Below are 23,582 nucleotides of genomic sequence, written 5' to 3'. Positions count from 1 at the left end.
CTAAAAACACTTGTATGCCCGTATTTAACAAATCGAGAGGTTATGTGGTGAAGCTGGTCTTTTTATGTGTATTTGCCCTTATTGTGGCTCAGCTGGCCAACCTGCAGTTAGTAAACCGGAAATACCTGGAGCTGGCAAAGGACAATGCTGTTTTTCAAAAGATCATTTACCCGGAGCGGGGTATCATTTATGACCGGAAGGGGCGGGCGATTTTGAATAATACCATTATGTTTGACCTGGTGGTAACTCCTGCCGAGGTGAAGAACCTGGATACGGCGGCATTTTGTAGTCTTATGGGGATCGACAGGATGGTGTTCCGATCCCGCATCGTGAACGCCATTATAAAAAACTCCCGTATGCGGCCTTCCGTATTTCAATCCTTGCTGAAACCGGAGGTGCAGGCACGTTTTGAAGAGAACAGCTGGCGTTTTCCCGGTTTTGCTTTGCAGCAGCGGCCGGTGCGCACCTATTCATACAATGTGGGGGCACATTTCCTGGGTTATATCGGGGAAGTGAATGCAAAAGATATTGAACGCTCGGGAGATTTTTACCGGCCGGGCGATTATACGGGAAAGAACGGGTTGGAATATCAATATGAAGGGGTACTGATGGGGCGGCGCGGCGTGCAGTACATGATCAAAGACAACCGGAACCGCGTGGTAGGGCGTTATGAGAACGGTAGTTTTGATACCACCGCCATTGCGGGCAGAGGGTTAAAAACCAGCCTGAATGTTGACCTGCAGGTACTGGCCGAAAAACTGATGGCCAACAAAGTAGGGGCCGTGGTGGCCCTGGATCCCCAAAACGGGGGCATCCTGGCAATGACATCAGGCCCTGTATTCAACCCCAACGATCTTACCGGACCTCAAAAGAATGCCAATTATGCAAAAATGGCGTTGGATGTACGGGCTCCGCTATTGAACAGGGGGATCAAAGGAAGGTATCCGCCCGGTTCCACTTTTAAACCATTGGGCGGTTTGGTTGCATTGGATGAAGGGGTCATTACTCCGGCCTCCGGTTATCTCTGCCGGGGGGATATTATGCCTGTGGCAGAAGGGTGGGCTGCCTGGAGTCCTGGGCCGGACATGCGGATAACCTGCGCCTGGCCATTGCGCATTCCTGTAACGCCTTTTTCATGAATACCTACCGGCTTACCGTAGACAACCCGAAGTACGGGAATGTGAAACGGGGGTATGAAAAATGGGAGGAGTATATGCATAAGCTGGGGCTGGGAGTGCGCCTTGGAGTAGACCTGCCCAGCGAAGACAGGGGTAAGATACCCACAGTGGGGGATTATGATGAAGACTATAAAGGTAATTGGAGCTCATGTACCAATCTTACCCTGGGAATGGGACAGGACAAGATGATCGTAACACCTTTGCAGCTGGCAAATGCAACCTGTATTATTGCCAACCGGGGGTATTATTATTCCCCTCATTTTGTAGACAGCATAGAGCGGGAAACCCCTGCGGATGCTCCGCTACTGAAAAAGTACCGGCAGCGGCAGGAGGTGTTAACGCATATTTCAGCGGCGGCCTATGATGCTATCATCAATGGAATGAACGATGTGGTAACACAGGGCACTGCAAAGGTGGCTGCCATCCCCGGTATTGATGTATGCGCTAAAACGGGCACGGCGCAAAATGCTACGGTACTGGATGGAAGGCGTATACAACTGGAGGATAATTCCATGTTCATCTGCTTTGCACCGAAGGATCATCCAAAAATTGCTATTGCGGTGGTTGTGGAAAATGCCGGCTATGGGGCCACCTGGGCCGGGCCTATTGCCCGCATGCTGATGGAACAATACCTGCTGGATAGTTTGACCAATAGGAGCAAGGCTGATCTGGAACAGGTTTCCCGTGCCAACCTGGTACCCTGGTATTTTGAACGCCTGCAATATAAAACGGATTCTATAAGAGCAGAGCAATGGACCCGGCTGACCGGGGATAGCACGCGGCTGCATAGGTTTTTAAAACACACTGCTCATTCCATAGTAAAAACACCTGGTGGTGCGCGCGATGCGATAAAGCCGGTTAGGGATACTGCCACCGGCAATGCGACACAGCCGGGCAAAAAATACACATCCGCCGAACCGGAATGGGCCGGTAAGGACCTGGCAGGAGCGGAGCGGAAGTATTTTTGGACTTCTTATCCGGGGCGCTGACGGCCCGTTTCACTGAAGCCCGGCGCGGTTATTTTGAGCTGCTCAAAATAAATGGAAATCTGTTTTTCCTGCTGACATAAAGCTGTCACTTCCTTAAAATAGCTTTGCATTGTTGAATTACTTAAATCTGAATAATATGACAACAATGGCTCCGTGGCATGTGAATGAGCTGCGCGCTGCCCTGTACCGGTTGCTGGTGCAGGGGACTGTATCTCAGCCGCTTCCTGCAGATCATAGCGACGGCAGGGGGTATTTTGAAACGGCATCCGCTCTGGACCCGTTTGGATCCGTTTTCAGGATGATGACCGGTAAAGAGGAAACAACAACAAGAACTAAAAAAGGAGGGATAGCTGCTGAGTAAATAGTAATGCCAGACCAGGAGGTGTCTGCAATGTCACGGATCTTCTTAATGCGGATTACATCAAAATCGTGTGAAACCGTTTTGCTGATAAAATAGCCGGCAGGCAGGGTGAAGATGAATTTCTTTTTTTCGTCATAGGCAGTTATGGTTTCTTCTCTTTTCCGGAGAGCTAACCTGCGTTTGCCGGCAGTGATCGTGCGGAATATTTTACCTGCCAGTTCCTGGAAATCATTTTTTGAGTGGAAGGCCGGGGGGGGTAATATAAGCGGTGATATCAAATACCGTGTTGTCTGCTGCTTTTACTAACAACCGACCGATGGCGATGGCATTTTGGGATGTGTCAAAGTGCAACGGTTGTTCCTGCAACACACCCAGGGAGCCGGTTTGTTGAAGACGTTCTACGGAAAAATCCGTTTTATCCATCTGCCGGGCCGCTTCCAGGAACTGCGGGCCGGCTTTCGTGAACAGGAACCCCTGTATTGCTGGTTTTGGAGTTGTGCACAATGCAGAAAGTACGCTACGCCAGTTTTATTTCCGGTACATCGCCCTTAACCACCAGGCGGCCTTCTGTAGCCGCTTTTATATCCTCAACAGATACACCCGGCGCCCGTTCCAGCAACACAAACCCTTCATTGGTGATTTCCATTACGGCCAGGTCGCTCACAATTTTTTTGATGCATTTTACACCGGTTAGGGGCAGGGTGCATTGTTTCAGAAGTTTGGATTGGCCGTCCTTACTGGTATGCTGCATGGCTACAATGATGTTTTTAGCAGCGGCTACCAGGTCCATAGCGCCGCCCATACCTTTTACCATTTTTCCCGGGATCTTCCAACTGGCAATATCGCCCGTATCGCTTACTTCAAAAGCGCCCAGTACAGTAAGATCGATGTGGCCGCCGCGGATCATGGCAAAGCTGCTGGCAGAGTCAAAGTACACGCCGCCGGGCAGCAAGGTAACGGTTTGTTTACCGGCATTGATCAGGTCCGGATCAGCAGTACCTTTTTTGGGAAAAGGACCCATACCCAGCATGCCATTTTCTGATTGCAGTACTACTTCAACCCCCTCCGGTATATAATTAGCCACTAATGTGGGGATGCCAATGCCCAGGTTTACGTAATAGCCGTCTTTTAATTCCTGTGCAATGCGTTGTGCTATTTGTTGTTTTGTGAGGCTCATTTTTGTCTTTTTAGTGAATAGGAAATAGGGAATGGCCAGAGGGGATACTAAAAAAGATCATCTGCCATGATCGATGTTAACGATCATTTTACTCAGCATTTTAAAAACCGATTCCAGATGGGGTTCTAATGCGATTATTTCATTTCTGTTCAGATATTTTAAAATTAAAGATATTTCGATTTGAGTATCAACTTCAACAAGCGAACTGCGCGAAATTTCATAGAACCGCTTCTTTTCGGCGTAGGACCGCCTTGCCGCACCTTCTGCCAGGTTACCACAAACGGAAATGACTGCTCTTCGCAACTGGCTAACCAAAATAAATTGTTCTTCTTTTGGGTATGATTTGGTTTTCTCATAGACTTCGGCCACGAGATTTAATCCCTGCTGATAAACCTTAAGGCCTTTGTGTGATAGCTGTAACATGGTATGTTGTTTTTTATTGGCTACGTCTTATCGGTCCTACTCGCTACTTCCTATTCCCTGTTATTGCTCCGTCAACTGTTCAATCCTTTTTTCGTAATTCACCCCCTGGAAAATCCGTTTTATATATATACCGGGGGTATGGATCTGCATGGGATTCAGCTGGCCGGCCGGCACCAGTTCTTCTACTTCGGCAATGGTGATCCTGCCGGCGGTAGCCATAGGATGATTGAAATTGCCTGCGGTCTCTTTGTAAATAAGGTTGCCATGCGTATCGCCCTTCCAGGCTTTGATGAGCGCAAAATCAGCTATGAGCGCATGTTCCAGTAAATGGGGTTTGCCGTTAAACTCCCGTACTTCTTTTCCTGCTGCAACTTCGGTGCCATACCCCGCTGGTACATAAAAGGCCGGGATACCCGCTCCACCTGCCCGGCAGCGCTCGGCAAGTGTGCCCTGAGGAATCAGCTCCACTTCCAGTTCCCCGTGTAAAAGTTGTCGCTCAAATTCTGCGTTCTCTCCGACATAGGACGAGATCATTTTCCGGATCTGTTTTTTTTGCAGGAGCAGGCCCAGGCCGAAATCATCCACACCGGCATTGTTAGAAATACAGGTAAGAGCTGTGAGATCTGTTTCCGTAATTGCCTGAATGCAATTTTCAGGGATACCGCAAAGTCCGAAGCCCCCCACCATCAGCGTCATACCGCTTTCGATGCCGGCAATGGCTTCTTTTGCGTTTTGTACTACTTTGTTCATGTCGTTTATTTTTTTCGCCACGAAGGCTCTGAATACTTTGTTTTGCCACAAAGATGCTGAAGCACAAAAAGACGGCATTAATCTGCTGGGAAAACCGTTGCGTCCTTGCTCCTTTGCGCCGCTGCGGGAAATAAACAAACATAGGAGGCTCTAAGACTCAAAATTGGCTATTCTGTATTTCCCCCTTTGTCTTTAGCTTCGCGTCTTAGTGACTCAGGATTCTAAAAATGATACACCATGCCCATGCCATTTTCTGTAACCGTCAGTTCAGGTGCTGCCTTCTTCCAGTACCGGTTTTGTTTTTGATGACTCCCGTACATGGTAACATCAAACAGTAGCAGCCCCGCACCCTGAACGATCAATGAATTTCCATAACCCCGGTTTCTTGCCGGGTTTTTTGCTCGATCCGCCCGCGCTCTTAAGAATGCCCCTGTACCCATATACAGCAGATCAAGCCCCCCGTTGATCAGGTATAGTTTTTTTACATTTTTATAAGCCTTGTATTTATCGGCATCCGGAATGGATAAGCCCTTTTCTTTTTTGGCACGCATCAGCGCCAAAACACCGATACCGGTATTAACCGCACCCCACAGGGCATTCATCGTATGGAAGGCCTTAACCTCTGTATTTTGCGTACTTAAGGCGCCGATGATGCCACTGCCCATATTAGCCACACCCCATCCGGATAATACCCACATACCTTTTCTGTTGGTTTCGATCCGTTGCCGGTGCAGATCGTTTATATTCCATGTGCTGTTTTGTTGCGCGTTGGAAAAACAATACAAACAACAGAGAAGAAAAACGTATAGAAATTTCATAGCCAGAATTTTTATGTAAGTTACGGCATCCTGTTTAAGACTTCAATAGATTGAAATCCGGGTATGTTACGGCGATCTGCTCAATACGGGGTTCGTCCAGTCCTGTTGTTATGTTTTGATCACGGCAGTATTGCAGCAGGGCAAGCGTATTTACGTTACCAAGCAGTTCATAGCCGGTAAGCGGGCACCCCCCCAACCCGTTAATGACCCCGTCAAAACTACGGCATCCGGCTTTCCACGCTGCATCGATCTTTGCCCCTGCTTCCTCCGGCCGGGTGTGGAGGTGCAATCCCAGCTCCACGCCTGGAAAACGGGGAGCCAATGTTTTAAAGAGTCTGTAAATCACCTCAGGCGTCCCCAGCCCGGTGGTATCGGATAAGGTGATGGTCTGAACGCCTTTGCCTGCCAGTAAGTAAACGGCGTCCTGCACTATAAATTCAGACCATTCATCCCCGTAGGGATTACCGAAGGCCATGCTGATATACACCCGGAGTTGTTTTCCGGCGCCCTGGCTGATATCGGCAATTTCATCGAGGGTATGCAGAACTTTGGAGGAGTCGGAATGGATATTCCGTTCCAGGAAGGTATTGGAGATCGAGTAGGGGAAGCCCAGGATATCTACTTTTTGCTGCGCTGCAGCCTCCGCTGCGCCTCTTGCATTGCCGATAATGGCCAGCAGCCGGGTGGCCGAGCCTTCTTTGTTGATACCCGCCAGCACTTTTGCTGATTCAGTCATTTGCGGTACGGCCTTCGGCGATACAAAACTCCCGAAGTCGATTACTTCAAAGCCTGCCTGCATCAGCTCATTGATATAGGCTGCCCGTTTTTCCGGCGGAATGGTATAGGGCAGCCCCTGCTGTGCATCACGGGGGCATTCGGTTATTTTTAGTTCATTGTTCATGGTGTATAGTTAATAGTTAATAGGTCATGGTTTACCTTTTATAAAGAATTACGAAGTTTGGTAATCATTTTGCTTAGCAACTCATAGTCTTCGTATAATTTTCTGAACAAATTTTCTGCAATATAGTTTCTCTTTTTTGCTAGGAATAGCCCTGCCACTACCTCAATAGCTGAACGCAAAGCGATATTTAAAAATTGCTTAAATACCGGAATAGTTTGTCCTGTGGAACCTTCGGCGATGTTCAGTACAACAAAATCAGCTGCTTTTTTGAGCTGGGAAGAGAGGCTATATCTTTCTTCAACCGGAAAGTTCTTTGTTATAAGATCAATCTCATTCGAAGCATCGACCGCCTTATGCCAAACATTTAATTCTTCAAAACGAAATGCCATATCAATTAGTATTATTGCATTTGATATTTTAGTGTTCATAGAGCATGGTTAACGACCAGGTGTTGCATACTATGAGCCATGAACCATTGACCATGAACTATAACCCTAACTGCTTCGCGATCACGATCCGTTGTATCTCCGATGTCCCTTCGCCAATTTGCAGCAATCGCTGATCGCGGTAAAAACGTTCGATATTGTATTCCTTCATCAAACCATAGCCGCCGTGAAGCTGTACGGCAGCATCCGTCACTTCTTTGGCAATTTCTGAGCAATAAAGCTTGGCCATGGCGGCTTCTTTTGTAAAAGGCTGGTGGGTATCCTTCAACCAGCAGGCCTTATATAAAAAGGTGCGCGCCAGTTCTATTTTCAGGGCCATATCGGCGAGCTTAAACTGGTTTGCCTGGAAGGAGGCAATGGTATTGCCGAACTGCCTGCGCTCCTGTGCATAGCTTAGCGCCATTTCAAAAGCGCCCTGTGCACAGCCCAGTCCCATGGCGGCAATACTTAAGCGGCCGGCATCCAGTGTGCGCAGCATGATCTTTGAACCCTCACCAACGGGGCCCAGCGTATGCGATTTTGGTACACGGCAATCATCAAAAAATAATTGTGCGGTATCGCTGGCGCGCCACATCATTTTACCGTGCATCGCCTGTTGCGAAAAACCCAGCGTGTCCCGGTCTACAATGATCGTTGTAAATTCTTTTTTTCCGTTTACCTCATTGGTTACAGCTTGCACTGTTGTGCCACGGTTGATGGAAACAGAACCATTGGTGATGAAGATCTTATTGCCATTGATTACCCAATGATCGCCATCGGCTTTCGCTGTTGTTTTGGAAGCACGTGAATCACTTCCGGCACCTGGCTCTGTTAATCCGAACGACCATAGGGCCGTGCCGGTGCAAAGTTGCGGCAGGTATTGCAGTTTTTGCTCCTCTGTGCCGTAGTTGTAAATGGGACCAATGCCCAGGGAGTTATGTGCAGCCAGGGTAGCGGCCTGTGAACCGTCTATCCGTGCTATTTCTTCCACCGCAATAATGTAGGCAAGATAATCCATACCCGCACCGCCGTATTTTTCCGGAAGATAGATACCCATCAGGCCCAGCTCGCCCATTTGCCGGGTAAGCTCCGGTGAAAATTTTTCCCGTTCATCCAGTTCCTGAGCCTGGGGCCTGATGCTTTTTTCTGCGAATGACCGTACCATATTCCGGATCGCCTGGTGCTCCTCGCTTAATGAGTAATCCATATTGAAATGATCTTTTGTTGTTATTGTCCGGGTTCGTTTCCTCAAGAACCAGATGCCTGATCCAATCCCTCTATATGAATCAATGTCGTTGTTGCATCCACCTTATCGCCTTCGGCTACATCAATCGCCGTTACCACTCCGTTCCTGGGGCTCAGGATATTGTTTTCCATCTTCATGGCCTCTACAATTAACAGCAGATCTCCGGCGTGTACGACTGCTCCGGGCGCTACCGCTATTTTGATCACTTTGCCCGGCATGGGGGCCCATATATTGCCGGTTGCGGTGGCGGTTGCCGATGGAGGAGCCACTGCGTCTGCTGCTATATGCAGTATATCATTGCGTTTTATGGTATAGTCGAAGCCGTTGTAGCGGATGATAAATATACCCGGCGCTGTTTCATAAATATGCACGGGGTATAACTGCTGATCCAGTACAAGGTTGAATTGTTGTGCCCCCGCTGGTGTAAGCGTTGCATTACGGGGTATTGTTTGGTATTCAAAGTCGACTGAGGAAGGTGCCTGCCGGCGGATCATTACCGTCATATCCTGGCCTTCTATATTCAGTGTGATCTGTTGGACGGGCCGCCAGTAGCCAATTTCCCGCCAGATGGATGATGGATCTTTTTCCTTGTGAAGCAGGCTGAATACCAGTGTGGCTGCCAGGGGGATCCATAGATCTTCTTCTTTTTTACGATCTTCGAATTGTTGCAGCAGATGGGCCAGGTGGAGGTCTATATATTTTGTGGAGATCCTGTTTTCGATAAAATCCGGGTGGTGGAGCAGCCCCAGCAGAAAGGCTATATTGTTTTTAATGCCGTAGATGAAGTACTGTTGGAGGGCCTCCTGCATTTTTTTGCGTGCCGTCTCCCTGTCTGCACTCCAGGTGATGAGTTTTGCAATCATCGGGTCAAAATCTCCTGTCACAATGGAGCCGTGTTGCAGCAGCATACCATCGATGCGGATATGTTCGCCATAAGGTTCTTTATAAAAACGCAGCCTGCCGGGGGCTGGTAAGAATTGTTGTTCCGGATCTTCAGCATAGATACGGCATTCGATAGCATGCCCCTTTTGGCGGATGTCTTTTTGCTGAAAGTTCAGCGGCTCCCCCCGGGCGATGCGGATCTGCTGCTCTACAATATCTATGCCGGTGGTAAGTTCTGTAACCGGATGTTCCACCTGTATCCGGGTATTCATTTCAAGAAAGTAGAAACTAAGATCCGGGCCTACCAGGAATTCGAGCGTTCCTGCACTTTGGTAACCGATTGCTACAGCCAGCTGTACTGCGGCATTGCAGATCTGTTCTCTAACCTCCATCGTTAAGGTAGGTGAAGGCGCTTCTTCAATGATCTTCTGATGACGTCGTTGCAGCGAGCACTCCCGTTCATACAGGTGGATAACCTGGCCCTGCTGATCGCCCAGTACCTGTACTTCCACATGCCGGGGTGCTTCAATATATTTTTCAATATACACCGTGTCGTCTCCAAAATAATTCAGAGCTTCCCGTGCTGTTGCTTCAAGCGCATTTTGTAATTCAGCTTCCTGCTGCACCACGCGCATCCCCTTGCCACCTCCGCCGGCTGCAGCTTTTATCAGCAATGGAAAACCGATGACGTGGTACTGTGCCAGCAGCTGCCGGATAGTGCCCGTAATACCAGGTGTAACCGGTACCCCGGCTGACCGGGCGGTTTTGCGCGCAGCAATCTTATTGCCCATGGCTTCCATTGCCTCCGGGGTGGGACCAATAAAAGTAATATCCTGATCCCTGCACGCTTCTGCAAATGCGGCATTTTCCGAAAGGAATCCGTACCCCGGGTGGATGGCATCTGCGTTTACTGCCTTTGCCGCGGCGATGATCTTATCACTGTTCAGGTAGGTTTCGCCGAGTGATTGTCCCTCCAGCAATATGGTTTCATCTGCTTCATGAAGATAGGCAGCTCCGGCATCCTGGAGGGCATAAACCAATACGGTGCTGATCCGCATTTTTTTGGCTGTCCGGATAATACGTAGGGCAATTTCGCCACGGTTTGCTATAAGGATTTTATTCATTGAGTGAAGGGTCGAGTGAAAGGTTTATGGTGAAAAGTTTTTAGTGAGATGTTTTTAGTGAGCTGTTTTATAGTGAGAAGTTTGCGATGGGCGGTAGAAAGTCACTGTAGCCAGTTGGGTTTTCGCTTTTCGAAAAATGCCTGCATGCCTTCCTGGCCTTCGGGGGAACTGCGGGCCTTTGCGATAGCCTCCACGGTATCTGGAATGGCTGCTTCCAGCTCTTTTGCTGCTAACCGATGTAAGAGTTGTTTGGATGCGGCAACCGATCCCGGTCCGGCCAGTAACAGCTCCTGTATCAGTTCTTCTACCTTGCTTTCGAGTTCCATTTCCTGTAATACCTGGTTAATGAGTCCGGCCTGCGCTGCTTCCCTGGCATGGAATTGCCGTCCCGTAAGGATGAATTCCTTTGCCTTGGTTTCACCGATCCTTTTCAGGATATAGGGTGCTATCGTGGCGGGTACCAATCCCAGTCGTACCTCGGAAAAGGCGAACAGGGTATCATTGCCCGCATAAGCAAAATCGCAGGCGGCAATCAACCCATTAGCACCACCCATTGCCGCTCCGTGTGCTACGGCGATCGTGGGTTTGGGGGTGTTGTAGATGGTCTGGAAACACCGTGCCAGTTGCCGGTTCTCTTCCAGGCTTTCCCCGTATCCGGATGTTGCAGTAGCCTTCATCCATTTAAGATCGGCACCGGCACAAAATACTTTCCCCCGCCCCCGCAGAGTGATCACGCGCACGGCTTCATCGCTACCCAGGGTTTCAAATGCATGGATCAACTCGCTGATCATGGTGTCGTTGAATGCATTCCGTACTTCCGGCCGGTTCAGCCAGATGGTGGCGATGTGGTAATGCTGTTCTGTTTCGATGGTTGTGTACATAATAAGTGAATAGGGAAAAGTGAGAAGTGAATAGTAAATAGTCAATAGTCAATAGGGAGATGAGTCTTGTTTGTGCTTCATGCCTGATGGTGGATGGCTCGCTATGTGAATATGAGCCGCTACATCCTGAATACCCCATTTTTTGTTTCCTCCCATTTTTTATTTAAGGAAACCGCGATACACAGTGCGATGACGGTTCGCGTATCGGCAGGGTCAATAATGCCATCATCCCACAACCGGGCCGTGCTGTAATAGGCGGATCCTTCTGTTTCGTATTTTTTTAAGATCGATTGACGCAAGGCTTCTTTTTCGGCTTCGGGAAATTCCCTGTCCGATGCCTTTAACTGTTCCTCTTTTACCGTGGTTAGCACACCTGCTGCCTGCTCGCCGCCCATTACCGATATTTTGGCATGCGGCCACATAAATAAAAAACGGGGATCGTAGGCGCGGCCGCACATGGCATAGTTGCCCGCGCCGAAGGAGCCGCCAAATATCACGGTAAATTTGGGTACATTGGCATTGGCCACGGCATGCACCATCTTGGCGCCATCGCGGGCAATGCCTTTATGCTCGTATTCTTTGCCAACAATAAATCCGGTAATATTCTGTAAAAATAAAATGGGCGTTTGCCGGGCGGCGCAAAGCTGTACAAAGTGGGCGCCTTTTAGAGCAGATTCTCCAAACAACACCCCATTATTGGCAATGATACCCACCGGATAACCCATAATGTGCGCAAAACCAGTGATCAGGGTAGGGGCATAAGTCGCCTTGAACTCGTGAAAGCGACTACCATCTACCAATCGCGCGATGACTTCTTTGGCATCTACCGGTTTTTTCAGATCCGTTGGTATCAGTCCATAGAGCTCCCGGGGATCATAAAGGGGCGCTTCTGCTGTAACCCGTTCCACCTGCTGTGATTCCGGTTGCTTAAATGTCTGTATGATATTCCTGCATATAACCAGCGCGTGCTGATCATTTTCTGCAAGATGATCTGCCACTCCCGATATGGAAGTATGTACCACGGCACCTCCCAACTCTTCCGCAGTTACTTCTTCCCCGGTGGCGGCTTTTACCAGGGGCGGACCGCCAATAAAAATAGTACCCTGGTTGCGTACAATGATGGTTTCATCGCTCATGGCCGGCACATAGGCGCCACCTGCCGTACAGGATCCCATTACAATTGCGATCTGCGGAATGCCGGCTGCCGACATCCGGGCCTGGTTGTAAAAAAAACGACCAAAGTCATGGCGGTCCGGAAATACTTTGTCCTGCTCCGGCAAAAAAGCCCCGCCGGAGTCTACCATATAGATGCAGGGCAGCTGGTTCTCCAGTGCAATTTCCTGCGCCCGTACATGTTTTTTTATGGTCAGTTCCATATAGGTGCCGCCTTTTACGGTAGCGTCATTGGCAATGATCATAACCATGCGCCCGTGCACCGTGCCAATGCCGGTAATAATCCCAGCAGAGGGAAACTGGTTTTCATACATTCCAAAAGCTGCTAATGGCGAAAGCTCCAGAAAAGGGGTATTGGGATCCAGCAGGTTGTCTACCCGCTCCCGCGCCAGCAGCTTTCCTCTTTTCTTATGCTTTTGAACGGAGGGCCGGCTGTTATCATGCAGTACGCTCTTCAGACGTTGATGATACTGCTCCAGCAATTGCCCGTAAGCATTTTTATTGTCGCTAAATGCAGGAGAAAATGTATCTGCCGTTGATTGAATCTGGTACAAAGTCTCTGATTTTTGTTCTTTTAAAGTGATACGAAGTAAAGAAATTTTTTTCACAATAACTAACAATTGTTAGTGTTTCTTTGAAACCTTGCACAAACGGGTAAATATAATGATGGATGGCTTATGGTACCAGCTGTAGCGCTCCTATCGGCTTCCTTGTGTCACTCCCTTGTGCTGCATTGCATGGGGCAACAAATAATCGATCAACCGGTGAGTCCATCTTTAGAAAAGTATTGAAAGTCTCCGCCCTCAAATTCAGGCACGCTGATTCATCCAAACCCTTACTTTTGTAAAAGATTGCAAAAACGATTTTGTTATTTAAAAATGCTATTATTGCTCATGAAGAAGATTGCGCGTTCCATCCTTTTGCTAATAGCCGGAGGTTTTTCGCTCCTGCTGCATGCCCAGGAAAATGACCCGGTTGAGTGGGTGAATCCACTTATGGGCACACAGTCCAAACCCAGTCTTTCCAATGGAAATACCTACCCGGCCGTGGGCGTTCCCTGGGGTATGAATCTTTGGAGCGCACAAACCGGCAAAATGGGCGATGGCTGGATGTATACCTATGATGCAGATAAGATCCGCGGGTTTAAACAAACCCACCAGCCTTCTCCCTGGATGAATGATTATGGGCAAATCTCTATCATGCCGGTAACCGGCAAAATGGTATTTGAGCAGGATGCCCGGGCCAGCTGGTTCTCTCATAAGGCGGAAATCGCCAAACCGTATTATTACAGTGTGTACCTGGCGGATCATGATGTTACAACGGAACTGACGCCCACCGAGCGGGCCGCGCAATTCCGGTTCACCTTTCCTGAAACCGACAGTTCTTTTGTAGTAATTGATGCGTTTGACAAAGGCTCTTATATTAAGGTGATCCCCGCAGAAAAAAAGATCATCGGGTACTCTACCAAACATGCCCGCGGACCGCTGCCGGACTTTAAAAACTATTTCGTCATTTATTTCAACAAACCGTTTGCAAATGCCCATACCTGGGAGGGCAAGACGCTCAATGAGTCCGCACTGGAGATTACGGCCGATCATAGCGGTGCCATTGTAGGGTTTAAAACAGCTAAAGGTGAAAAGGTGAGTATGAAGATCGGCACTTCTTTTATCAGCTTTGAACAGGCTGAATTGAGCCTGAAACGGGAACTGGCCGGCGATAGTTTTGAGCAAACTATGGCCAGGGCAAAAAAATCGTGGAACGACCGCCTGGGAAGAATCAGGATTGAGGGCGCTTCCGTTGATCAGAAGCGGACCTTTTATTCGGCCATGTACCGGACTCTTTTCTTCCCGCATAAAATGTATGAGCTGAATGCCTCCGGCCAGGTGGTACATTACAGCCCGCACAACGGCAAAATCCTTCCGGGCTACCGTTTCTCCGGGACCGGCTTTTGGGATACGTTCCGGGCCCTGTATCCTTTCCTGAATTTTCTGTACCCGTCCATTAATAAAGAGATGCAGGCCGGCCTGGTGAATGATTACAAAGAAGGTGGCTGGCTACCGGAGTGGAGCAGCCCGGGATATTCGGATGTAATGGTGGGTAATAACTCTGCATCGGTGGTGTCTGATGCTTATTTAAAAGGCTTGCGGGGATATGATATCAATACCCTGTATGAAGCACTGCTGCATGGCGCCAATAATGAGGGACCAAGGGCTACCGGCCGCAGGGGCGTGGAATATTATAACAAACTGGGCTATGTACCTTATGATGTAAAGATCAATGAAAATGCAGCACGTACCCTGGAATATGCGTATGATGATTTTACCATCTATCAATTGGGAAAGGCCCTGGGCCGGCCTAAGGCGGAACTGGATCTGTATAAGAAACGGTCGCAGAACTATAAAAACCTTTTTGACCCGGAGCACAACCTGATGCGCGGCAAGAATAAGGACGGTCAGTTTCAAAGCCCCTTCAATCCCTATAAATGGGGCGATGCTTTTACGGAAGGAAACAGCTGGCACTACTCCTGGAGCGTATTTCATGATATACAAGGCCTGATCGGCTTGATGGGAGGCAAAGCCAATTTTGTAAAACAACTGGATAATGTGTTCAGTCTGCCCCCTGTTTTTGACGACAGTTATTATGGTGGTGTGATCCATGAGATCCGCGAAATGCAGATTGCCAATATGGGGCAGTATGCACACGGCAATCAGCCCATCCAACACATGATCTATCTGTATAATTATGCCGGAGCTCCCTGGAAAGCGCAGTATTGGGTGCGCGAAACCATGAACCGGATGTATAAGGCAACACCGGATGGTTATTGCGGCGATGAAGATAACGGACAAACCAGCGCCTGGTACGTATTTTCGGCCCTGGGATTTTACCCGGTAACACCCGGCGTAGATCAATATGTAGTAGGGGCTCCCTTGTTTAAAAAGGCCACTATATACCTGGAGAACGGCAAAAAAATTGTTATCAATGCTTCGGCCAACAGCGACCAAAACCGCTATATACAGTCGGCAACTTTCAACGGGCAAGCCTATGGTAAAAACTGGTTTAGCTTTAGTGGGCTGCAAAAGGGAGCTGTTATCAATTTTAATATGGGAGCGCAACCCAATAAATTCCGGGGTACGGCTGACTCCGACGTGCCTTATTCTATGAGTCGCGACGATCAATAATCGTATCACAGGGTGGTACAGGTATCCGGTTGCTGTTGAGGGAACCGGATTTCTTTTATGTACCTATGGAATGCATTGAGCCTGCGGGGCGTCGCTTTTCCTTAGGAAGCACGGATACCCGACAGAGGTACGGGGTTATAAAATCTGAGAGCATGATACGTTTTTCAGTGTTTATGACTGCACGCTGCTTTGTAGAAATATCAGATGATTTAGGCTTCTGCCCAACCACCGGATGAACTTGATGTCGCAATTTGCGACATCAAGTTGCAGAGGGGCCTTATTCGGAAGCAAGCTCGGATTTTTTTGTGATCAGAAAGGGCCGTCTGTGATCGTCAGCCCAGCTTGAACCCGATCTTATTTCTTGGTATCGGGCTCCTTTGCTTTTCAATCAGTTCTTTCAGCACGGCAAAGATATTCTCAATATCCCGGGTGTTGCCCTTTACTTCTTTTTCGAGCCGGGCTAATTGCGTCAGTATGTCTTTTTGATTCAATGCATACTCGCGCAATTTGGTAAATACACGGATAATGCGGATGTTGACTTCGACAGCCACATCGCTGTTCAATATGCTTGATAGCATGGCCACCCCCTGCTCTGTAAAGGCATAGGGTAAGGTTCGTCTTCCTCCCCAGGCTGGTGATGAACTTGATGTCGCAATTTGCGACATCAAGTTGTCGAACTCCTTTTGCCTGAGCGTAAACATGAAGTCTTTGGGAAAACGATTCAGGTTGCGTTTTACCTGTTCATTCAGACGCCGGGTTTCAACTTTGTACATTTCAGCCAGGTCCTGGTCCAGCATTATTTTTTGGCCCCGGACAACATAGATCCGGTTTAGGATTTTTTGTTCAGCTACCAGGAGTTGCAGTTCTTTCTTTGCCATAGGTGTTGTTTTTTATGGTTTGCAAAAAAGGTTATTTTTTCATGGTTTCGCTTATGATTGTCTTTGCCATTAGTTCAAATTCGGTGTTTTTTCTTTTAGGACTATTGTAGGGTAAAGGTAGCTAAAAGAAGCCGTATGGGTTAAAATATCAGTTTGGCAAGGTATGAACGTATAAGCCGGTTGACCTGTTGCAAGCCATAGTAAAATTTTCCATTAGCTTAGTGAATCCTAACATTTCCCGGCAGGGCGATTCGATCTATTTTCGATCTGTTGGCAAAAGGTAATGTTGCGCCCGGTAGCCATCTAAATGCTGTCATATGGCTGTAAAGATATATTTTGAAGATTTTATGCCGGGAGAGAAGCGAACCACTACCGGGAGGACCATTACGGAAGCAGATATTGTATTACATGCCGGGCAAACCGGGGATTTCTATCCGCATCACATGGACGCGGAATGGTGTAAAAGACAACCCTTTAAACAGCGGATCGCACACGGTACCCTGATCTTTAGCGTAGCCGTTGGGCAAACTGCGGGCGTGATCAATGAAGCCGCCATGACCTATGGCTATGAACGGTTGCGCTTCATCGCCCCGGTATTTATCAATGATACGATAAAGACGACCCTTACCATCAAGGAGAAAAAGGATCATAAAAAGCCGGAGTACGGCATCGTTTCAGAGCTGCTGGAAGTGCACAATCAACACGGGCAACTCGTATTGGTATGTGAACATCTGTTACTGGTGGAAAAAAAGGAACAGCATGGATAAGCGGGTGTTAAAAGGGATTACATGGGACCACAGCCGGGGTATGGTACCGCTCCAGGCAGCGGCGCAGCGTTTTGGCGAATTGCACCCGAATGTACAGGTAGTATGGGAAAAACGCAGCTTACAGGCTTTTGCAGATTATTCCATTGAGAAACTGACAGAGATCTATGATCTGCTGATCATCGATCATCCCTGGGTGGGCAGCGCTTCGGTAACCAATTGCGTACTTCCATTGAACGAATACCTTCCGGAGGCTTTTTTAAAAGAATTACAGCAGCACTCCGTTGGGGCGTCTCATAGCAGCTATTATTACGATGGCGGACAATGGGCGCTGGCTATTGATGCCGCAACGCCAGTGGCCAGTATGCGTGCGGATCTGCTACTACAGCAGGCAGTGGTACCGCAGACCTGGGAGGAGGTAATGGTAATAGCAGCAAAAGGAAGGGCCGCTGCTCCCGCCATACCCATCGACCTGCTGATGAATTTTTATACCTTTTGCCGGGCGCATGGCGGCAACCTTTTCAAAGACGGGGAAGTGATAGCGTCCGGAACGGGGGTTGCGGTCTTGAACACCATGAAAGCATTTTATGGTCTGCTTGACCATCGCTTTTTTTCAATGAACCCAATAGGGGTTGCAGAGGCAATGAGCAATACTGATGATTACTGGTATTGCCCCTTCGCTTATGGATATTCCAATTATTCGAGAAGACATTACAGCGGACAACTGCTGACTTATACAAACGTTGTTACTTTTAATGGTCAACCCTTACAAACTACATTGGGAGGTACCGGTATCGCGGTTTCAGCATATAGCAACCACCAATCGGTTGCAGTGGATTTTGCACAGTTTGTATGTGCACCGGAATGGCAGCAAACCGAGTACATCCTTACCGGTGGACAGCCGGGATATGATTTTGGTTATGACGATGTATTGAACAACCAGGTATGTAACGGATTTTTTGAAAATACGAGGGCAACTCTTGAGAATGCTTATGTGCGTCCGCGTTATCACGGCTACCTTCATTTTCAGGACGCGGGGGGCTTTTATATCCGGGAATATTTAAAGGGCAATATCCTATCGCCACAAACAGTACTTACGAAATTAAATGCACTTTATGCGGAAAGTTTAAAACCGGAGGCGATCCTATGAACCAACTACCATTAAATGGATTGATTGTACTGGAATTCAGCCAGTATTTATCGGGCCCGTCGGCCGGCCTGCGACTGGCGGATCTCGGGGCACGTGTTATAAAAATTGAACGGCCACAGGGGGGCGATCCCTGCCGGAGACTGGCGGTGAAGAATTTGTGGGTAGACGGCGATGCACTGAACTTCCATGCCATCAACCGGAATAAAGAAAGCTTTACGGCAGACCTAAAAAACAGGGAGGACCTGGAACAGGTGAAGAAGCTGATCCTGAAGGCAGATGTGATCACCCATAATTTCCGGCCGGGGGTGATGGAAAAGATAGGACTGGCTTATAAGGACGCAAAGGCAATCAATGAAAAGATCATTTATGCGGAGATCAGTGGCTTTGGCAGAAAGGGGCCCTGGGCGCAAAAGCCGGGGCAGGATCTGCTGGTGCAATCCTTATCCGGGCTTACCTATACCACGGGCAATGGCGGTGGCGCCCCGGTTCCATTTGGTCTGTCGGCGGTGGATACGATCAGCGGCATTCATCTGGTGCAGGCGGTGCTGGGCGCATTGATCCGCAGGCAGCGTGAAGGAAAGGGGGCTTATATCGAGCTCAGCCTGATCGAATCCGCTATCGGTATGCAGTTTGAATTGTTTACCACCTTCTTCCATAGTAAAAATGGCATTCACCGTAGCAGGATCAATAACGGCAGCCCATTGCTGGGAGCCCCTTACGGGATTTATAAAACGGCGGATCATTTTCTTTCACTGGCCATGATGGAGCTCCGGCTCCTGGCGTCCGCATTGGGCTGGGAAGAACTGAACGCTTTTGATCAGGAGGATGTTTTTCAGAAACGGGACGAGATCAAAACGCTGATCGCAAAGAAATTAAAAACGAATACGACCCGGTACTGGCTGGAACGGTTGCGCAAAAATGGATTATGGGCCGCCGCTGTTTATAACTGGAAGGAACTGGATCAGACCGAAGGGTATAAAGTGTTAGAAATGGAACAGGAATTGCAGGCAGGCAATAGAACCATCCGGACCACCAGGTGCCCGATTATACTGCGCGGGAAAAAGCTGGTTTCAGCAAAAGCCGCACCGGCATTGGGTGCTGATAAGGATGCAATCATTAAACATTTAATGGAGGGGTAAATGAGCTTTCTAAACGATATTTTGGTGGTTGACTTCAGTCAGTTCCTATCTGGTCCATCGGCTTCCTTAACGCTTGCCGACCTGGGTGCAAGGGTAATAAAGGTGGAGCGTCCCGTTACCGGCGATATCTGCCGGGAACTGTATGTGTCCGACGTAGTGATCGACGGTGAATCTTCAATCTTCCAGGCAATCAACCGGAGCAAGGAGGGTTATACTGCGGATCTGAAAAATGCATCGGATCTGATTAAAGTAAAAAAACTGCTGAAGCGGGCGGATGTGGTGATTCATAACTTCCGGCCTGGTGTGATGGAGCGGTTAGGGTTGGATTATGAAACCGTTAAGGGGCTTAATCCTTCCGTTGTGTATGGCAGTATCAGCGGTTTTGGTGCAGAAGGGCCCTGGAAGGATCTGCCGGGGCAGGATCTGTTGCTGCAGTCAGCAACGGGTATAACACTGCTGAACAATACCGCTCACGAAAATCCCACTCCCCTGGGCGTTTCCATTGTGGATATTTTGTCCGGAGCACATCTTGCACAGGGCATTTTATCTCTGCTGTATCAAAAAATGACATCAGGAGAAGGGGGAGAGGTACAGGTAAGCATGTTGGAAACTGCGCTCGATTTTCAGTTTGAATTGCTGACCTGTTATTACAATGATGGCAACGAGCTGCCACAGCGCAGCGAAGTGAACGGTGGGCACCCCTATGTGGGCGCTCCCTATGGTATTTATAAAACAGCCGATTCCTGGCTGGCATTGGCCATGACGGATATCGTAAAGCTGGGACAGTTAACAGATTGCTATGCACTGTTAGCCTATACAAACAGCGATGAATGGTTTACTCAACGGGATGCGATCAAGCAGGTACTGGCTGCACATTTGCAGCAGCGGTCCACAAAAGAATGGTTGGCGGTACTGGAGCCGGCTGATATCTGGTGCTCGGAAGTGCTGGACTATGCCGGGCTGAGAAGCCATCCGGCCTATAAGGAGCTGCAGATGGAGATGACGGTAAAAAACAGCAATGGTACGGCCATTACGACCACGCGTTGTCCGTTCCGGATTGATGGACAGTTGCTCTCCAGTACAACAGGAGCTCCGTTGCTGGGCGAGCATACCGCGTCTATTGATAAAGAATTTGGATTAAATCAATTGCAAAAAGAAGGAGCTGTAGTATCTTAGTTGATTGTAAAATAACAACAGTATGATTATTGACACACATATACACATCTGGGATACCAACAAATCATCATATAGTTGGTTGTCGGGAGCGCCGGAGCTTTTAAAACGCACGTACAGCATAGAAGAGCTGGACGCCGCAAGAAAAACTGCGGGTATTGGCGCGGGAGTTTTTGTACAGGCTGATGTGCAGATGGAAGATTCATTCCATATGCTGGAGGTGGCCCGGAACACGGATTGGATCAAAGGAGTGGTAAGCTGGCTGCCGCTGGCCGATACGGGGCGTACTGCCACGTTATTAGAGCAGCGGCTGTTGAAGGACGAATACTTCGTGGGCGTACGCCACCTGATTCATGATGAAGAAGACCCCCAATGGTTATTACAACCGGCGGCAATAGAGAGTCTGAAAATACTGGCAGCGCATAATATTCCGTATGATGTCGTCGGTGTGCTGCCGGAACATATTGAGACCATTTTAAAAGTAGCAGAGCTGGTTCCGGAATTGCGGATGGTTTTTGACCATCTGAATGCACCACCTATCAGCAGCGGGGAGCGCCATGGGCGATGGGGCGCGTTGATGCAGGAGGTTGCAAAAAATAAAAATATTTACGCAAAGATTTCCGGACTGGGCACGGTGGCCGGTGCTGAAAAGTTCACCGCGGAAGCACTGACACCCTATGTCGGATTTGTACTGGAGCATTTCGGCGCCGACCGTTGTTTTTTGGGTGGCGACTGGCCGGTATCATTGTTGGCAAGCGATTATGTACATACCTGGAAGGTATACAAGACGGTATTGTCGTCATTGCTTTCGGGTGAAATGCTGGAGCAGGTGTATGCCGGCAATGCGATCCGATTTTATGATCTGAAGCTGGATTGATTTTGACATGCAATTATTCAATGGTATATTTTTTCACGGGATAGGTGCCTCGTCTGCGGCACTGTGTTATACCCCCGAAAAAAAAGTGAGAGGCTGGTCCTGGCAAACCTACTGGTTGGCGCAGGCGGCCGTTTGCTGGCTGATCCTGCCGGTAGTAGTAGCGATGATTACGGTGCCATCCCTGGATATGGTATTGAAAGAAGCACCACGGGATGCCATGATCCGGTCATTTTTGCTGGGAATGGCTTATGGTATTGGCGGAACGGCATTTGGAATGGCTATCCGCTATATCGGCTTTTCGCTGACCTATGCGGTCTCTGTCGGATTGTCCTGCGTGCTGGGCACGTTGATTCCTCCCATAATGGATGGTTCCATCGGCAGTGTGGCAAAAGGCAACGGTGGCAACTGGATCCTTACCGGGGTTTTTCTTGGTGCTGTGGGCATTGCATTTTGCGGTATTGCCGGATGGATGAAGGAAAAGGAACTCAGTGGTACAACACAGGGCTATTCTTTTAAAAAAGGATTACCGCTGTGCATACTGGCTGGTATCCTTTCTGCTTTTTATGGTTTTGCTATTAATGCCGGAAAGCCCATCTCTGATCTTGCCGCCACGCATGGCGCCGGAAACTTTCAGGTGAATGCGGTCTATATTTTTGCCAATTCGGGAGCTTTTTTAACTACCCTGTTTTATACGTTATACCTGCATCGGAAACACCGCACATTTGGTGAGTATAAACGTGCTGCTGTAAACGGTGCCCTGACCACCAATTATTTGATGGCCGCACTTACGGGGTTTTTATGGTATGGACAGTTCTTTTTTTACGGGTTGGGGCATGTAAACCTGGGGAAGTATGAGTTTTCCAGCTGGGCCATACATATGATCCTGCTGGTGCTGTTCAGCGCCGTGGTTGGGGTAGTGCTGAAAGAATGGAAATTTACAAAACCCGGTACCAGGCAGGTGCTGATAAGCGCGTTGCTGGTATTACTGCTTTCGGTGGTGCTGTTGACCTATGGTAATTATAAAGGAGGAACCTGATATGCGTGATCCGGCGATCGATATATGTGTTATTGGGGCGGGTGGCATTGTAAATGACGCACACCTGCCGGCATACCGTATTGCCGGCTTTAATGTAAAAGGTATCGTAGACCGAGATAACCGGCGGGCCCGGGCACTTGCTGAAAAATTTGCGATTCCAGAAGTGTACGATTCGCTGGGGGCAATGGTAGCCGGCCAGGATGGGAACGTAATTTATGACTGTGCGCTGCCTGCTTCAGAAATAGTAGAAGTATTGCGGCAGCTGCCGGATGAGGCAACCGTATTGATCCAAAAGCCCCTGGGCGAAAGTATTGAGGAGGCACGGATCATACAGGAAACAGTACACTCAAAGAAAATGCTGGCGGGTGTTAATTTTCAGCTCCGCTTTGCACCCTTTGTCCTCGAAGCAAAAAAAATGATCCGAGGGGGGCAGCTCGGAACGCTTACAGATATAGAGGTCTATGTGAATGTACATACGCCCTGGAATCTCTGGTCCTTTCTGTTCGAAAAGCCACGTATGGAGATCAACTATCACAGTGTGCATTATATTGATCTCATACGGTCCTTTCTGGGAAATCCTTCCCGTGTATATGCCCGGACATTCAAACACCCGGATTCCTTGCAGCTGGCTTCTGTTAAAAGCACGATCATTATGGATTATGACGACTATATAAGGGCGGCCATTCATACCAATCATCATCACCATTTTGGGTATCATCACCAGGGAGCCTATATAAAAATAGAAGGTACCAAAGGCGCTATAAAAATGAGCATGGGTGTACTGATCGACTATCCGAATGGTATTCCGGATACATTTGATTATATAACGATCGTTCCCGGGGCAGCCCCCGAATGGAAGTCAAAGCCGATAGAGGGCTCCTGGTTTCCGCATGCATTTATCGGAACCATGGAACAGATGATCCTGGCAAAAAAAGGAATTATTGAACAGCCGGAGAACAGTATTGATGATGCCGTCGATACGATGCGGTGTGTAGAGGCCGCCTATATCAGCAGTGGGCAGGGCGGGGTTTCGTTGTCGTCCATAGCCTGAGAGCACT

At 48.7% G+C, this 23,582-nt stretch carries 23 protein-coding genes; 11 read left to right on the top strand and 12 right to left on the bottom strand.

Going from position 1 to position 23,582, the window contains the following annotated elements; all coding sequences use genetic code 11:
- Positions 1-14 precede the first annotated feature (14 nt).
- From GGU45_RS18045 to GGU45_RS18035, 3 genes are all read left to right on the top strand, one after another.
- Positions 15-1,139 carry a penicillin-binding transpeptidase domain-containing protein gene (locus tag GGU45_RS18045; protein WP_435227102.1) on the top strand — a complete coding sequence of 375 codons (1,125 nt, stop codon included), beginning with the start codon at positions 15-17 and terminating at the stop codon, positions 1,137-1,139.
- Entirely contained in the window at positions 1,136-2,167 is a 1,032-nt protein-coding gene (locus GGU45_RS18040) for a penicillin-binding transpeptidase domain-containing protein (RefSeq protein ID WP_435227100.1), read from the top strand. Before GGU45_RS18045 ends, GGU45_RS18040 begins: the two co-directional genes overlap by 4 nt.
- Positions 2,168-2,303: 136 nt before the next feature.
- Positions 2,304-2,528, top strand: coding sequence for a hypothetical protein (locus GGU45_RS18035; RefSeq protein WP_435227098.1), 225 nt, complete (start codon positions 2,304-2,306; stop codon positions 2,526-2,528).
- Between the two features lie 228 nt (positions 2,529-2,756).
- On the opposite strand, the gene GGU45_RS18030 is transcribed toward GGU45_RS18035, so the two are convergent.
- The 11 genes from GGU45_RS18030 to GGU45_RS17980 form a co-directional block, all read right to left on the bottom strand.
- Positions 2,757-3,032 carry a hypothetical protein gene (locus GGU45_RS18030; RefSeq protein WP_435227096.1) on the bottom strand — a complete coding sequence of 92 codons (276 nt, stop codon included), beginning with the start codon at positions 3,030-3,032 and terminating at the stop codon, positions 2,757-2,759.
- 13 nt (positions 3,033-3,045) lie between these two features.
- A complete protein-coding gene (locus GGU45_RS18025; protein ID WP_435227095.1) occupies positions 3,046-3,705 on the bottom strand; it encodes a CoA transferase subunit B in 660 nt (219 codons plus the stop codon).
- A 57-nt stretch (positions 3,706-3,762) separates the two neighbouring features.
- On the bottom strand, positions 3,763-4,128 hold the full coding sequence (locus GGU45_RS18020) for a four helix bundle protein (RefSeq protein ID WP_435227093.1): 366 nt from the start codon (positions 4,126-4,128) through the stop codon (positions 3,763-3,765).
- A 60-nt stretch (positions 4,129-4,188) separates the two neighbouring features.
- Positions 4,189-4,878, bottom strand: coding sequence for a CoA transferase subunit A (locus GGU45_RS18015; protein WP_435227091.1), 690 nt, complete (start codon positions 4,876-4,878; stop codon positions 4,189-4,191).
- A 221-nt stretch (positions 4,879-5,099) separates the two neighbouring features.
- On the bottom strand, positions 5,100-5,696 hold the full coding sequence (locus tag GGU45_RS18010) for a DUF6992 family protein (protein WP_435227089.1): 597 nt from the start codon (positions 5,694-5,696) through the stop codon (positions 5,100-5,102).
- A 34-nt stretch (positions 5,697-5,730) separates the two neighbouring features.
- Entirely contained in the window at positions 5,731-6,597 is an 867-nt protein-coding gene (locus GGU45_RS18005; RefSeq protein WP_435227087.1) for a hydroxymethylglutaryl-CoA lyase-like TIM-barrel protein, read from the bottom strand.
- Between the two features lie 38 nt (positions 6,598-6,635).
- Positions 6,636-7,025, bottom strand: coding sequence for a four helix bundle protein (locus GGU45_RS18000; RefSeq protein WP_435227085.1), 390 nt, complete (start codon positions 7,023-7,025; stop codon positions 6,636-6,638).
- A 58-nt stretch (positions 7,026-7,083) separates the two neighbouring features.
- Positions 7,084-8,229, bottom strand: a complete 1,146-nt coding sequence (locus tag GGU45_RS17995) for an acyl-CoA dehydrogenase family protein (RefSeq protein ID WP_435227084.1) — start codon at positions 8,227-8,229, stop codon at positions 7,084-7,086.
- A 41-nt stretch (positions 8,230-8,270) separates the two neighbouring features.
- Positions 8,271-10,274 carry an acetyl/propionyl/methylcrotonyl-CoA carboxylase subunit alpha gene (locus GGU45_RS17990; protein ID WP_435227082.1) on the bottom strand — a complete coding sequence of 668 codons (2,004 nt, stop codon included), beginning with the start codon at positions 10,272-10,274 and terminating at the stop codon, positions 8,271-8,273.
- A gap of 101 nt (positions 10,275-10,375) precedes the next feature.
- Positions 10,376-11,155: an enoyl-CoA hydratase-related protein gene (locus GGU45_RS17985; protein ID WP_435227080.1), complete on the bottom strand. Its 780-nt coding sequence runs from the start codon at positions 11,153-11,155 to the stop codon at positions 10,376-10,378.
- Positions 11,156-11,274: 119 nt separating this feature from the next.
- Entirely contained in the window at positions 11,275-12,882 is a 1,608-nt protein-coding gene (locus GGU45_RS17980; protein WP_435227078.1) for a carboxyl transferase domain-containing protein, read from the bottom strand.
- 339 nt (positions 12,883-13,221) lie between these two features.
- Here GGU45_RS17980 and GGU45_RS17975 point away from each other — a divergent pair, with 339 nt between their 5' ends.
- Complete coding sequence (locus GGU45_RS17975) at positions 13,222-15,507, top strand: GH92 family glycosyl hydrolase (RefSeq protein WP_435227076.1); 2,286 nt, start codon at positions 13,222-13,224, stop codon at positions 15,505-15,507.
- A gap of 332 nt (positions 15,508-15,839) precedes the next feature.
- Here GGU45_RS17975 and GGU45_RS17970 read toward each other — a convergent pair whose 3' ends face one another.
- Positions 15,840-16,385, bottom strand: coding sequence for an ORF6N domain-containing protein (locus GGU45_RS17970; protein WP_435227075.1), 546 nt, complete (start codon positions 16,383-16,385; stop codon positions 15,840-15,842).
- 317 nt (positions 16,386-16,702) lie between these two features.
- Between GGU45_RS17970 and GGU45_RS17965 the strand changes: the two genes are divergently transcribed.
- Genes GGU45_RS17965 through GGU45_RS17935 form a run of 7 tightly spaced genes read left to right on the top strand, consistent with a single transcriptional unit; the run spans position 16,703 to position 23,575 of the window.
- Positions 16,703-17,152 carry a MaoC family dehydratase gene (locus tag GGU45_RS17965; RefSeq protein ID WP_435227074.1) on the top strand — a complete coding sequence of 150 codons (450 nt, stop codon included), beginning with the start codon at positions 16,703-16,705 and terminating at the stop codon, positions 17,150-17,152.
- On the top strand, positions 17,145-18,299 hold the full coding sequence (locus tag GGU45_RS17960; protein WP_435227072.1) for an extracellular solute-binding protein: 1,155 nt from the start codon (positions 17,145-17,147) through the stop codon (positions 18,297-18,299). Before GGU45_RS17965 ends, GGU45_RS17960 begins: the two co-directional genes overlap by 8 nt.
- Positions 18,296-19,438, top strand: a complete 1,143-nt coding sequence (locus GGU45_RS17955; protein ID WP_435227070.1) for a CaiB/BaiF CoA transferase family protein — start codon at positions 18,296-18,298, stop codon at positions 19,436-19,438. Before GGU45_RS17960 ends, GGU45_RS17955 begins: the two co-directional genes overlap by 4 nt.
- Positions 19,439-20,614 carry a CaiB/BaiF CoA transferase family protein gene (locus tag GGU45_RS17950; RefSeq protein WP_435227069.1) on the top strand — a complete coding sequence of 392 codons (1,176 nt, stop codon included), beginning with the start codon at positions 19,439-19,441 and terminating at the stop codon, positions 20,612-20,614.
- Between the two features lie 22 nt (positions 20,615-20,636).
- Positions 20,637-21,488: an amidohydrolase family protein gene (locus GGU45_RS17945; protein WP_435227067.1), complete on the top strand. Its 852-nt coding sequence runs from the start codon at positions 20,637-20,639 to the stop codon at positions 21,486-21,488.
- A 7-nt stretch (positions 21,489-21,495) separates the two neighbouring features.
- Positions 21,496-22,524 (top strand): L-rhamnose/proton symporter RhaT, encoded by a 1,029-nt coding sequence (locus tag GGU45_RS17940; RefSeq protein ID WP_435227065.1) that lies wholly within the window; start codon positions 21,496-21,498, stop codon positions 22,522-22,524.
- 1 nt (position 22,525) lies between these two features.
- Positions 22,526-23,575: a Gfo/Idh/MocA family protein gene (locus GGU45_RS17935; RefSeq protein ID WP_435227063.1), complete on the top strand. Its 1,050-nt coding sequence runs from the start codon at positions 22,526-22,528 to the stop codon at positions 23,573-23,575.
- The last annotated feature ends 7 nt before the right edge of the window (positions 23,576-23,582 follow it).

The sequence above is a fragment of the Niabella hirudinis genome (genome assembly GCF_051201075.1).
In the GTDB taxonomy this organism is placed as follows: Bacteria; Bacteroidota; Bacteroidia; order Chitinophagales; family Chitinophagaceae; genus Niabella; species Niabella hirudinis.
This window is presented reverse-complemented; position numbering and strand designations above follow the sequence as displayed.